The following is a 12,341-nucleotide window of genomic DNA, read 5'->3' as shown; positions in this document are numbered from 1 at the left end:
CCACCATCCGGCAGGCTATGGATGCCCGTCGGACGTTTCGCCGCTACAATGCGCGCCTTGACCGTGACGATCCGACTAAAAAAACATGTCCCTACCCAAGCATCACCTGGAATTGCTCAGCCCGGCCCGCGATGTGGCCATTGCCCGCGAGGCGATCCTGCACGGCGCTGACGCCATCTATATCGGCGGCCCGAGCTTCGGCGCGCGCCATAACGCCGCCAACGAAGTGAGCGATATCGCCGAACTGGTCGAATTTGCCCATCGCTATCACGCCCGGGTGTTCACCACGATCAACACCATCCTGCATGACAACGAACTGGAGCCGGCGCGCACGCTGATCCATCAGTTGTACGACGCCGGCGTCGATGCCCTGATCGTCCAAGACCTGGGCGTCATGGAGCTGGATATTCCGCCCATTGAGCTGCACGCCAGCACCCAGACCGACATCCGGACGCTGGAGCGGGCGAAATTCCTCGATCAGGCCGGGTTTTCGCAATTGGTGCTGGCCCGCGAATTGAACCTGCAAGAGATTCGCGCCATTGCCGACGAAACCGATGCAGCTATCGAATTCTTCATTCATGGCGCGCTGTGTGTGGCCTTCTCCGGGCAATGCAACATTTCCCACGCCCAGACCGGCCGCAGCGCCAACCGCGGCGACTGTTCCCAAGCCTGCCGCCTGCCCTACACGTTGAAAGACGATCAGGGCCGCGTCGTCGCCTTCGAAAAACACCTGCTGTCGATGAAAGACAACAACCAGAGCGCCAACATTCGCGCCCTGGTCGAAGCGGGCGTGCGCTCGTTCAAGATCGAAGGTCGCTACAAGGACATGGGCTACGTGAAGAACATCACGGCCTATTACCGTCAGCGCCTGGACGACGTGCTTGAAGACCGCCCTGACCTGGCCCGTGCCTCCAGCGGCCGCACCGCGCATTTCTTCCTGCCCGACCCGGAAAAGACCTTCCACCGCGGCAGCACCGATTATTTCGTCACCGACCGCAAAATCGACATCGGCGCCTTTGACACCCCGACCTTCACCGGCCTGCCTGTCGGCGTCGTTGAAAAGGTGGGCAAGCGTGATCTGCACGTCGTGACGCATGACCCGTTGACCAACGGCGATGGCCTTAATGTGCTGATCAAGCGCGATGTGGTGGGCTTCCGCGCCAACATCGCCGAGCCGAAAGGCGAGTTCGAAGAAGACGGCGAAAAGCGCTACCGCTATCGCGTCGAGCCCAACGAAATGCCTGCCGATCTGTACAAGGTCCGCCCGAATCACCCCCTGAACCGCAACCTCGACCACAACTGGCAGCAGGCGCTGCATAAGACGTCTGCCGAACGCCGCATCGGTGTGTCATGGCAGGTGCAGTTGCGTGAGGCACGTTTGGACGTCACCGCCACGAGCGAAGAAGGCATCAGCGCCTGCGTGTCGCTGGACGGCCCGTTCGGAATTGCCAACAAACCGGAACAGGCACTCGAGCAACTGCGCGACCTGCTGTGTCAGCTCGGGACCACCGCGTACCACGCCGTCGATGTCAAACTGGACGCGCCGGACGCATTCTTTATTCCGAACTCGCAATTGAAAGCCTTGCGCCGCGAAGTCATCGACGCGCTGACCATTGCTCGCGTCGCCGCCCACCCCCGAGGTGGCCGCAAGGCGGAAACCAGCCCGCCGCCGGTGTACCCCGAAGCGCACCTGTCATTCCTGGCCAACGTTTACAACCAGAAGGCCCGCGACTTCTACCACCGGCATGGCGTCAAACTGATCGACGCAGCGTACGAAGCCCATGAAGAAGCGGGCGAAGTGCCGGTGATGATCACCAAACACTGCCTGCGTTTTTCCTTCAACCTGTGTCCGAAGCAGGCCAAAGGCGTCACCGGCGTGCGCACCAAGGTTGCTCCCATGCAACTGATTCACGGCGACGAAGTGCTGACGTTGAAGTTCGACTGCAAGCCCTGTGAAATGCACATTATTGGCAAGATGAAAGGCCACATCCTCAACCTGCCGCAACCTGGCAGCGCGCCGGTCGTGGGTCACATCAGCCCTGCCGACCTGATGAAAACCATCCCCCGGGCGCCGCATTGATTCCGCACCGAGCGCGCCACGGGGCCAGGCGCGTTTGATGCAGCGGCCGTACGTGCTCGCGCGCTCTTACCGGCGCGCCAGTTCGTGCCGGGTACAGCCGTCGTAATAGACCTGCCGCACGCCTTCCGGGCGCATGCGCGAATCGCTGTTGTAGGTCTGCTCGGTGATACCCAGTGCGCTCATGCGCATCCATTGCTGCGGAAAATGCCGGGCCTGAAATTTTTTACGGGCTCCATACAGCGTCAGTCCCGCCAGCTTGTATTGCTGCGCGGTGCTTGCAATGCCCGCGCCCCACGTGCAGAGATCCCGTTCGCTTTTACTGAGATCCCTCGCAAAGCCGGCGCTGGAAAAGCTGACAAGGGCACAAAAGACCACGACACACTTGATAACCTGCATGCAAATCCTTAGCTAACTCACTGATCAGCGTCGAATTCTGCCGAGACTAGGATGCAATGGGGGCCAGCAAAATGCCGCTTTTGCCTGATAGCCGACCAATGACCTGTGAGGGGTGTAAATCGCCGCGCGATGACCGACAATTGCGCTACCCAACCCTGCGCTGCCTGCTACCGTTAGAGGTGACTGGTGAACCTTATCGACCGACAACCGGTCGATAGTTCCACCTCTGTCCCGGTCCATGTTCACCCCACGCGGTAACTCGACCAGCTCAGCATCATTTTCAGAAGGACCGTCCATGATTCCAATTCAACGTATCGCCTGGCTCAAAGCGTGGGGTGCCCATGGGTTTACGGCCACCGGCGTTGTCCTTGCGTTTCTCGCGACCATCGCGCTTTTCGATAATCAGCCCAAAGCGTGCTTGCTGTGGCTGGGCATCGCGTTGATCGTGGACGGTCTGGACGGCTCGCTGGCGCGAAAGGTCAACGTGCAGTCGGTTCTGCCGCATTTTGACGGCTCGGTGCTGGATCTGGTGATCGATTACCTGACCTACGTGTTCATACCCGCGCTGTTCATCTATCGCTACATCCCCCTCCCCGATTACACCTTGCTGCTGACGATTTCGATCATCCTGGTGTCGTCGCTGTTCTGCTTCTGCAACACCGAGATGAAAAGCAAAGACAACTACTTCGTCGGTTTTCCCGCGGCGTGGAACGTGGTCGCGCTGTGCGTTTACATCCTCTCGCCCGCGCCTTGGCTGACCTTCATCACGGTGATTTGCCTGGCGCTGCTGACCGTGACCCGAATGAAGTTCCTCCACCCGTTCCGTGTGCGTCGCTTCATGCCGATCAACATTGCGGTGACCAGCGTGTGGTTTTTGTGCAGCTTCCTGATGGTGATCAATCACCCCTACAACGGCTCGTGGGTGCTGAGCGTGTGGTGGGTGATGTCGGCGTATTTTCTGGGGATCTGCATCTGGCGCACGTCGTTGGAATGGATCGACAAAGCGCGATACTGACCCACAGGCGTCATGACAAAAAAGCAGCCTTCCTCGGCTGCTTTTTTATGGGCGATGAATGCTGCCGACTCCCGCGGAGATTCAGCAACGTTGCCTCCACGCCACGACTGAACTGGCTGCCCCAGAGGGGTCGCCTGATTGCTCGGGCCTTGTCTTATAGCCCCTGACACGGATCGGGAAACAGATCGCCGCTAAACCATGGTGTACGTCAACGGTAATTGTGTCGTGGACTTGATCTGCTCCATGGCAAAGCTCGAGCTGATGTCGGTGATACCGGCCAGTTGTATGAGCCGTTTGTACACCGCGTCATACCCTGCAATATCCGGCACCACGATACGTAACATGTAATCCGTATCGCCTGCCATCCGGTAGCATTCCACCACTTCGGGCAAGGTGGAAATCATGTCGTGGAAGCGCCCCAGCCATTGGGCGTTGTGCTGGTTGGTACGTATCGCGGCGAAGACAGTGACGGCCACATTCAACAGGCCAGGGTCGAGCAGCGCCACCCTGCCGCGAATCATGCCCTGCTCTTCCAGTTTCTGAACCCGACGCCAGCAGGCTGTGCTGCCCAAGCCTATCGCGTCGGCGATTTCGGCGATGGGCCGGGTGCAGTCCGCTTGCAGAATGCCCAATATCGCCTGATCGAATTTATCCATTGCTGCTGGCCTGTCACTGAGGTCGTTAGGTCGGGTGGCGATAAAGATAAGCCAATTCCCGCAGTCATCGAAGCCATATTCTTAAAATGGCCTATTAATACGAAAAATAATCTACGTACGTGGAGAATTGACGTTAAGTAATCAATTTTTTTTCAGTTCGGCGCGCGTACCATTTTCGTCATTATGGACAGCGCGGATTTCTCCCCCATGAGCACACTTCCTTGTTACTTCGATTACGCAGCCACCACGCCGGTCGATGACCGGGTCATTCAGGCGATGGTCACCTGCCTTGGCCGCGACGGCACCTTTGGCAATCCTGCCTCCAACTCTCACGCGTATGGCAACCTGGCCCGTCAATCGGTGGAACTCGCCCGGCGTCAGGTGGGCGAACTGGTCGGCTGCTCGGCTGATGCCCTGATTTGGACCTCTGGCGCGACAGAATCCAACAACCTGGCGATCAAAGGCATCGCGCAGGGCGCTCACGTGCAGCGCCGACATCTGATTACCAGCCGCATCGAACACAAGGCGGTGGTCGACACCGTGCGCCAGTTGGAGAACGCCGGCTTTCCGGTAACCTGGCTCGAACCTGACCACACGGGACTTATCCGACCCGACGCCGTGCGCCAGGCATTGCGGGACGACACGCTGCTGGTCTCGCTGATGTTGGTGAACAATGAACTCGGCACGCTGACCGACATTGCCACCATCGGCGCCATGCTGCGGGCTCACGGCGCACTCTTCCACGTCGACGCGGCTCAAGGGGCGGGCAAGTTGGCGATCAATCTCGGCACTCTGCCGGTGGACCTGATGTCCTTCTCCGCTCACAAAATCTACGGTCCGAAAGGCATCGGCGCGCTGTACGTCGGCGAACGTGCACGACCGTTGCTGGAGGCGCAGATCCACGGCGGCGGTCACGAGCAGGGTTTTCGTTCCGGGACCCTCGCCACTCACCAGATCGTCGGCATGGGCGCGGCCTACGCGCTGGCCGCTGCCGAAATGCAGGAAGAAGTGCAACGCATCAGCGCCCTCTCCGCTCGTTTGCGTGACGGTCTGCTGCAACTGCCGGGCGTCACCCTCAACGGCGACCCCGATCAGCGCGTGCCCCATACCATCAACGTGTGCGTCGACAAGGCGGGCTTCAACGCCCTGAGTCTGTCGAGCGACCTGGCCGTGTCTTCGACCTCCGCCTGTAACTCAGCCAGCAGCGGCGCTTCCCACGTCTTGCTGGCCATGGGCCTGTCCCCCGCGCTCGCCAGCAGCAGCCTGCGCTTGAGCCTTGGCCGTTATACCGACGCGGCCGATGTGGACAGAGCCCTCGCGGTGATGACTGAGCGGCTAAACAGTCAGGCAACGACGTTTTGGTGATTGGCTGAATGGGCAACCGCCAGACAGGGACGCAAACTCCAGCCGCGTGACAGATGCCTTGGTCTCAGCGCTCTGGCACAATCGCCCATCGCTTTTTCCGAGACAGTCACGAGCATGGACCTGAACACCGTTTTTCAACGCTTGAACACCGGCAGCAAGAAGTGGAGCCAGTACCCGGAAGACGTCTTGCCCATGTGGGTCGCGGACATGGATTTTCCGGTGGCCGAGCCGATCATGCAGGCGCTGAAAAACCGGCTGGAGCACCCGCTGTTGGGGTATTCGGTGGCTCAAGACACCTTGCGCGAGACGCTGGTGGCGCATCTGGCGCGGCAGTATGACTGGCATATCCAGCCACAGGACCTGGTGTTTCTGCCCGGTGTCGAGCCGGGGGTGAACATGGCGCTGAACAGCCTGGCGCCCGTCGGCAGCGGCGTCCTGGTGCAAACGCCGAACTATTCGCCCCTGCTCAGTGCCCCGGCCCACTGGAAGCTGACGCGGGTTGACCTGCCGCTGCACGCCGACGCCAAGGGCCAATACCTCACCGACATCGCGGCTCTGCAGCACGCCTTGCTGAGTGCGCGCACCTTTCTGCTCAGCAACCCGCACAACCCGATCGGTAAGGTGTTCGAACGCGATGAGCTGCGCGCCATCGGCGAGGCGTGCGTTCAGCATGACGTGTTGATCGTGTCCGACGAAATTCACGCCGACATCCTGTTCGACGGCCGTCGTCACACGCCGATTGCATCACTGAGCGCTGACATCGCCGAGCGTACGATCACGCTCATGTCGGCGAGCAAAGCCTGGAACATTGCCGGGTTGAAAACCGCGTTCGCCGTGGTGCAGAACCCCGCCCTGCGCGAGCACTTCACGGCCGGGCGTCTGGGTTTGGTCGACAGCGTCAACACGTTGGGCCTGGAGGCCACTCACGCGGCTTACACTCATGGCCAAAGCTGGCTGGGGCAGGTGAACGCCTATTTGCAGAACAACCGCGACCACCTCGCTCACGCGATCGACACCCGCTTCCCGGGCATCCGCATGCACCTGCCGCAAAGCACCTACCTGGCGTGGCTGGACTGCTCGGCGCTGGACATTCAGCATCCACAGCAGTTCTTCCTTGCCCAGGCCAAGGTCGCCCTGAGCTGCGGCCTGGAGTTCGGTGACGATTGCGGTCAGTTCGTGCGCCTGAACTTCGGCTGCCCACGGCCAATGCTGGAAGAGGCGCTGGCGCGCATGGAGCGCGCCCTGCTGGATCGCTGACGGGACACTGGCTTTCGATCATCGGCAGCCCCTTCCCTCAGAAATACTTCAACCACGTGATGTCCCGGCGCCGAGCCTTGAGTTTGGCGAACCCGCGCACGGCGGGGAACAACGCCACTGTCAACGCCGCCGCGCAGACCCACAGCGCCCATACGGAATCGAAGCCGAAGTAAGTGCCCTGATTGCGACCCCAGAGCACGACGGCGATCAGGTACAGCACTTTGAGCACGTACAAGTGCAGCAAGTAGAAGAACATCGGGGCCGCGCCGAATGTCACCAGTGGTTTCACCCAGCGCTTGTCGGCACCCCGCTCCAGCCAGGCGAGCATCAGCAGGCCAAGGCCCAGGGTGAAGCTGATAAATAGCAACGACGGCGGGTATTTGGTGATGTTGAGCAGGCTCATCAGCGTGTTGGTTGTGGTTGCTCCGGCCACCCAAGGTTTCTCGCCGTAACCGTTGAAACCGCGTAACGCGAGAAACAGCGCCAGCAAGCCAAACCCCCAGGCGATCAGGTTCATTTCGCGTTTGTCTGATTTGACGCCCTTGGCGAACCACGGCCCCGCGGCATATCCCACGGCGATCACGCCGATCCAGGGTAATACCGGGTAAGAGGTGCGCAAGCGCAGCCCCTCACTGACCTCGATCCAGCCTCTGTCGTGCAGGATGGCCCACGGAATATGCATCCAGGATTTGGCGGCGAAATGCACGCCATCCAACAGGTTATGCCCACCGATGATCGCCATTCCCAGCACCGCCAGCAGACCCCGCGGCAACGTCACCAAGACGGCCAAGGCGATCATGCTCAGGCCGATGGCCCAAATCACCTGAAGGTAGATCACCGACGGTGGAAGCTGGAACGTCCAGGCAAAATTGACCAGCGTCAGCTCCAATGCGATCAGGACCAGTCCACGGATGAACAGGAACCGGGCGACGTCTGCCGTACCGGAATGCCGCTGGCCGTACAAAAATGCCGACAGGCCTGTCAGAAACACAAACAGCGGCGCACAGAAATGCGCCAGGGTGCGACTCAGGAACAGATCCAGCGACGTGCTGCCGACGTCCATGGGGTCCGTCACCTGACGGTGCAGGAAGAAGGTTTCGCGCACATGGTCCAGCAGCATGAACACGATGATCAGGCCGCGCAGGGCGTCAATGGATTGCAGTCGGCTATGGCTCACAGGCCCAGCCTGCGAATGCGCAGGTTGAGCGACGGCCGACGCTGAAACGGCACGGCTCATACAAAACCCTCTTCCGGCTTCGACGCGCCCTGGCGAGAGGTGAACGCCACGGCATCGTGCGGGTGAAGGCTTTCGAGGTGCCTGACCGAGACACTGCTGGCGGCAAAACGGCCCGTTACTGCTTGCTGGATCTTGCGCGCGGCATCTTCGACGTACATCAGGTTCTGCCCGTTGAGTCGAGCGAAGGCTTGCTCATCGGCGCGTTTGACGGCGGTCTGCACCGGCGTGCCCAGCGCGCTCTCGACCCGATCCACCAGACTCAGCACGCCCAGCCGCTCGGCGTCTGGATCGATACTCACCTGAACCCGCGCCACGCTGCGCTGGCTGTGGGGCGTCGCGTGGGAGCCGTGATCACGCAGCCATGCCGCGACGTCCTTGGCATCCACTGCGCCAGCACCGAAATACCCGCGGAAAGCCTGCTCCAGCAGTTGCCGAGACAACGCCGCCGAGCAGGGGCATGTCGAGGAATAGGTCACGTCAACGCTGACTGTCAGGGCCAGACGCCCTTGCCGCCATTGGCCGTCGATCATCACCGGGTAGGACTTCCAGCCGCTCAGGCCCTGAGTGACCAACGCCGGACGCTTGCACAGCAGCGCGAATGACAGGCGCACAGCGGCCTGAGTCGAATGGCAATCGGCATGGCTGGCAACCATCAACTGCAGCAACGCCGCCACACTCGCCGGGCCGACGGCATGATCTTCGGCAAAGCGGTCAAGCAGCGTGTACAGCCGTGACATGTGGATGCCCTTGATCTGCGGCACAGGGAGGTCCACCTGCAGATCGGCGCGGGCGTGCACCGGCGCGATAATGCCAGGCTCGTCAAGGATCAGCGGGATGTCGATGCCCTGCATGCCGACCCCATCGAGGGGAAGCAGCGTCAAGGAGGATTCGGAGGAAGCAACGTCGGGAAGTGGAATGGTCATCGTGGGAATGTTCTCGAAGCGTGCAAGCAAGGTCGCCTGCCAAAAGTGTTATAACATAACACCTATGCATCGCCGTTCAAACGTCCACGCTGTTATGCGGCCTGCCCTCCTCGATCCTGTGGCAGCGAATTCGTTCGCTAAGGGTGGGTGCAGCCGACACACCTTTGTCGGCTCCACCGCTTTGTGCGAACGAATTAGCACACACCGTTCAGGTGACGGTCAGCGAGTCAGTGCTCAGACGTCCAGCACTCAGTAGCCCAGCGACAGCCCGGTGTTGCGGCGCGGGTCGTTGGCGCCGTAGAAACGGTTGTTGCCCACCGGCTTGCCACCCAGCGAAGGCGCACCGACCAGAATCGCCGCCAAGTGGTTGGCGTCCTGCGGCTCGGCGAACTTATGGCCCCAGCTTTCGAGGATCTTCTGGGTGTCCGGGCTGACCGCGAAGCGCTCGAGGTTCGTGGTGTCCGGCATCCATTGCTGGTGGAAACGTGGCGCGTCCACGGCTTCCTGGATATTCATGCCGTAGTCGATGACGTTGAGCATGGTCAGCAAGGTGGCGGTAATGATGCGACTGCCCCCCGGCGTACCGACCACCATCACTGCTTTACCGTCCTTGGTGACGATGGTCGGACTCATGGACGACAACGGCGTTTTGCCCGGGGCGATGGCGTTGGCTTCGCCCTGGACCAGGCCGTACATGTTCGGAACGCCGACTTTGGAGGTGAAGTCGTCCATTTCGTCGTTGAGGATCACGCCGGTCTTGCTCGCCATCACGCCCGCGCCGAACCAGTCATTGAGGGTGTAGGTGACCGACACCGCATTGCCCCACTTGTCCACGATGGAATAGTGCGTGGTGTTGTTGCCTTCGTGGGGGGCGACACCCGGTTTGATCGCCTGGGAATCCCCCGCTTTCTGCGGCTCGATGGCAGCGCGCAGCTTGGCCGCGTAGTCACGGTCCAACAGATGCGCAATCGGGTTTTTCACGAAGTCCGGGTCGCCGAGGTAGCTGTTGCGGTCCACGTAGGCGTGCCGCATGGCCTCGATCTGATAGTGCATGCCCTGGGCCGAGTGATAACCCAGCTCCTTCATCGGATAGCCTTCGAGGATGTTCATGATCTCGCAGATCACCACACCGCCTGAGCTCGGCGGCGGCGCCGAGACCACGTGGTAGCCTCGGTAATCGCACTCGATGGGCGCCAGCTCGCGGGTCTTGTACTTATCCAGATCGGCCTGGACGATGATGCCTTTGCCGGCCTTGCTCGAATCGACGATGGCCTTGGCTACCCAGCCCTTGTAGAAACCATCGGTGCCCTTGGCGGAAATCTCCTTGAGGGTTTTGGCCAGGTCTTTCTGCACGAGCTTGTCGCCCACCTGCATCGGCTGGCCCTTGTTCAGAAAGATCGGGGTCAGGTCCTTGTCGGCTTTGAATTCGTCGGTGGCGGTGTGCAGCAGGTCGATGTCGCCCTGCTGTAGCGGGAAGCCGTTTTCGGCTAGCTTGATCGCCGGCGCGATGACCTCAGCGCGTTTCTTGGTGCCGTATTTGCTCAGCGCCAGTTCCATGCCGGACACCGTGCCTGGCACGCCCACGGCCAAATGGCCTTTGGAGCTGAGGTCTGGCACGACGTTGCCGTCCTTGTCCAGGTACATGTTGGCGGTGGCGGCCAAGGGGGCTTTTTCGCGGAAATCCAGGAACGTCTTGCGGCCGTCGGCCAACTGGATGGTCATGAAACCACCGCCGCCGAGGTTGCCCGCAGCCGGGTAAACCACCGCCAATGCGTACCCCACGGCAACGGCGGCATCCACCGCATTACCGCCGGACTTCAGTACATCGACGCCCACGTGTGTGGCCAGGTGCTGAGCTGTGACGACCATGCCGTTTTCAGCGGCAACAGGTGCGACGGAGGCAGCGTAGGAGGTAGAGAAAGCGAAGGTGAGCGCCGTCGCTATCAGCGACTTGGCCAAGGGTTCAAACTTCATGTGTCGACTCTCTTTATTCTTGTGAGGATGGAACAGCATTGGCGGGGCGAGCGCGGATGGGACGTACCCTCTCAACATTCGCCCGGCATCCTTGCGACTGCAGACGCATATGGGGTGGAGCTTGTTAACGGCTGCGCCGTGGTCCACGAGAGGACCGCAGCACCGCACCAAAATAGCGCACAAAGGAGAATCGACCTAGGGTCAATGACACGATATTTCAGCAGTTGAACTGGACCCCGTTTGCGGAAGCAGCCTGCGGGGGTGAGCTTGCTCCTGAAGGCGACTTTTCAGCCCGCATTGGCGTAAGCGCAGCACCCCATTTGTGGGCAAGCTCACTCCCACAGGCTTCAGACAGACACCCTCAGGATCACAGGGTCGGTGGCCAAAACACACGCATTCAAAACCAGCGATCGTTGCGTTTGCGGCCACGGGTCAGGGCCGGAAGAATCAAGCCCAACAACAAACCGGCCCCGGCAATACTGCCCCCGTAGACCATGTAGCGCATCAACACCTGATTGTTCTCGTCGCCGAGTTTAGCTTGGGTCGAGCGCAATTCTGATTGGGCGTCGGTCAATTGGGCGTTGAGGTCTTTGGTCCGGGCCTCGAGTTCGTCGACCAGTTTTTTGCGAGAGTCCAGGGTTTCCTGCATGCCCTGGACTTTGGTTTTCCAGTCGTCGTCGATGGTTTTCAGTTGCGCGCTGAGATCGGCGACTTGCTGAGTCAATTGCGGCAGGCGTTCGGTCTGGCCCGGGACCTCCTGCAAGTCAGCGGACGGAATCCACACAGTGTCCCCAGAGTTGCCGCGCACTTGGCTGTAGTCGCCCTGGGTGTTGAGGAGTTCGACCTTCTGGCCGGATTTGAGTGTGCCAACAATGCGATAGCCATCTGTGGGGCCACTGCGGACATAGGTGCTGAGGGTGTCGCTGACCCAGCGGTCTTTGCCTTCCGCGTAGGCTTGGCCAATGAAGCCGATGGCCAACAGGGTGCCCATCAAGCCAGCGCTGAGCAAACGGCGTCGAACGCCCGGCAACGGGAAGGTGGAGTCGTGGGAGGCGATTACGGAGGGAGTGAGGGACATGAGCGATCTTCGACAAATAGAAAGAATGGCCGGGTGGACAGGCCGCATGCGATGGACGAAACGTGGTCAACAGACCGTTTAAATGGTGCGGGGTTCAGTACAGGAGGGTGACGTTCGTCCGGGAGCGGCCGATGATGGGCTGTTGAAATGGTAGACATTTGGCCGTACGGAGGTGGCCACGTTGCGGCGGAGCGTTCGTGCAGTCTTGCAGCGTCTCGACGCCGAATCATGCTTGCCCCCTGGCCCATCGACCGCCGAATCCGTAGCAGAAGCCGGAGCCTGCGGCGGCAGCGACCGTGGTGGATCAGGTAAAAATGCGCCAATTGACAGACCGCCATCGCGGCCGTCGTTCCTCCGGCG

At 60.7% G+C, this 12,341-nt stretch carries 10 protein-coding genes; 4 read left to right on the top strand and 6 right to left on the bottom strand.

The window, feature by feature from the left end; translation table 11 throughout:
- Positions 1-85: 85 nt before the first annotated feature.
- Positions 86-2,080 (top strand): peptidase U32 family protein, encoded by a 1,995-nt coding sequence (locus tag B3N48_RS16780; RefSeq protein WP_296185583.1) that lies wholly within the window; start codon positions 86-88, stop codon positions 2,078-2,080.
- Between the two features lie 66 nt (positions 2,081-2,146).
- On the opposite strand, the gene B3N48_RS16775 is transcribed toward B3N48_RS16780, so the two are convergent.
- Positions 2,147-2,476 carry a hypothetical protein gene (locus B3N48_RS16775; RefSeq protein WP_296185581.1) on the bottom strand — a complete coding sequence of 110 codons (330 nt, stop codon included), beginning with the start codon at positions 2,474-2,476 and terminating at the stop codon, positions 2,147-2,149.
- A 295-nt stretch (positions 2,477-2,771) separates the two neighbouring features.
- On the opposite strand from B3N48_RS16775, the gene pcsA reads away from it, so the two are divergent.
- Positions 2,772-3,491, top strand: coding sequence for a phosphatidylcholine synthase (gene pcsA / locus B3N48_RS16770; protein ID WP_296185579.1), 720 nt, complete (start codon positions 2,772-2,774; stop codon positions 3,489-3,491).
- Between the two features lie 191 nt (positions 3,492-3,682).
- On the opposite strand, the gene B3N48_RS16765 is transcribed toward pcsA, so the two are convergent.
- Positions 3,683-4,147 carry an Lrp/AsnC family transcriptional regulator gene (locus B3N48_RS16765; protein WP_296185577.1) on the bottom strand — a complete coding sequence of 155 codons (465 nt, stop codon included), beginning with the start codon at positions 4,145-4,147 and terminating at the stop codon, positions 3,683-3,685.
- A 207-nt stretch (positions 4,148-4,354) separates the two neighbouring features.
- On the opposite strand from B3N48_RS16765, the gene B3N48_RS16760 reads away from it, so the two are divergent.
- Entirely contained in the window at positions 4,355-5,512 is a 1,158-nt protein-coding gene (locus tag B3N48_RS16760; RefSeq protein WP_296185576.1) for an aminotransferase class V-fold PLP-dependent enzyme, read from the top strand.
- A gap of 114 nt (positions 5,513-5,626) precedes the next feature.
- Positions 5,627-6,769, top strand: a complete 1,143-nt coding sequence (locus B3N48_RS16755) for a MalY/PatB family protein (RefSeq protein WP_296185575.1) — start codon at positions 5,627-5,629, stop codon at positions 6,767-6,769.
- A gap of 37 nt (positions 6,770-6,806) precedes the next feature.
- Here the strand turns inward: B3N48_RS16755 and B3N48_RS16750 are convergent, their stop codons facing one another.
- The 4 genes from B3N48_RS16750 to B3N48_RS16735 form a co-directional block, all read right to left on the bottom strand.
- The gene (locus B3N48_RS16750) at positions 6,807-8,006 is read right to left on the bottom strand and encodes a DUF1624 domain-containing protein (protein WP_296185573.1); all 1,200 of its coding nucleotides are present in this window, start codon (positions 8,004-8,006) and stop codon (positions 6,807-6,809) included.
- Positions 8,003-8,929: a GTP cyclohydrolase FolE2 gene (gene folE2, locus B3N48_RS16745; RefSeq protein ID WP_296185571.1), complete on the bottom strand. Its 927-nt coding sequence runs from the start codon at positions 8,927-8,929 to the stop codon at positions 8,003-8,005. Before folE2 ends, B3N48_RS16750 begins: the two co-directional genes overlap by 4 nt.
- A 249-nt stretch (positions 8,930-9,178) precedes the next feature.
- The gene (gene ggt, locus B3N48_RS16740) at positions 9,179-10,903 is read right to left on the bottom strand and encodes a gamma-glutamyltransferase (protein WP_296185569.1); all 1,725 of its coding nucleotides are present in this window, start codon (positions 10,901-10,903) and stop codon (positions 9,179-9,181) included.
- 397 nt (positions 10,904-11,300) lie between these two features.
- On the bottom strand, positions 11,301-11,894 hold the full coding sequence (locus B3N48_RS16735) for a TIGR04211 family SH3 domain-containing protein (RefSeq protein ID WP_296186172.1): 594 nt from the start codon (positions 11,892-11,894) through the stop codon (positions 11,301-11,303).
- Positions 11,895-12,341: the final 447 nt, after the last annotated feature.

It is taken from the genome of Pseudomonas sp. UBA1879 (genome assembly GCF_002338065.1).
In the GTDB taxonomy this organism is placed as follows: domain Bacteria; phylum Pseudomonadota; class Gammaproteobacteria; order Pseudomonadales; family Pseudomonadaceae; genus Aquipseudomonas.
This window is presented reverse-complemented; position numbering and strand designations above follow the sequence as displayed.

Bases quoted from the DNA above. Each gene is read 5' to 3' on its own strand.
- B3N48_RS16780 (WP_296185583.1), top strand. From the start codon at position 86: ATGTCCCTACCCAAGCATCACCTGGAATTGCTCAGCCCGGCCCGCGAT.
- B3N48_RS16775 (WP_296185581.1), bottom strand. From the start codon at position 2,476: ATGCAGGTTATCAAGTGTGTCGTGGTCTTTTGTGCCCTTGTCAGCTTT.
- pcsA (WP_296185579.1), top strand. From the start codon at position 2,772: ATGATTCCAATTCAACGTATCGCCTGGCTCAAAGCGTGGGGTGCCCAT.
- B3N48_RS16765 (WP_296185577.1), bottom strand. From the start codon at position 4,147: ATGGATAAATTCGATCAGGCGATATTGGGCATTCTGCAAGCGGACTGC.
- B3N48_RS16760 (WP_296185576.1), top strand. From the start codon at position 4,355: ATGAGCACACTTCCTTGTTACTTCGATTACGCAGCCACCACGCCGGTC.
- B3N48_RS16755 (WP_296185575.1), top strand. From the start codon at position 5,627: ATGGACCTGAACACCGTTTTTCAACGCTTGAACACCGGCAGCAAGAAG.
- B3N48_RS16750 (WP_296185573.1), bottom strand. From the start codon at position 8,006: ATGAGCCGTGCCGTTTCAGCGTCGGCCGTCGCTCAACCTGCGCATTCG.
- folE2 (WP_296185571.1), bottom strand. From the start codon at position 8,929: ATGACCATTCCACTTCCCGACGTTGCTTCCTCCGAATCCTCCTTGACG.
- ggt (WP_296185569.1), bottom strand. From the start codon at position 10,903: ATGAAGTTTGAACCCTTGGCCAAGTCGCTGATAGCGACGGCGCTCACC.
- B3N48_RS16735 (WP_296186172.1), bottom strand. From the start codon at position 11,894: ATGGGCACCCTGTTGGCCATCGGCTTCATTGGCCAAGCCTACGCGGAA.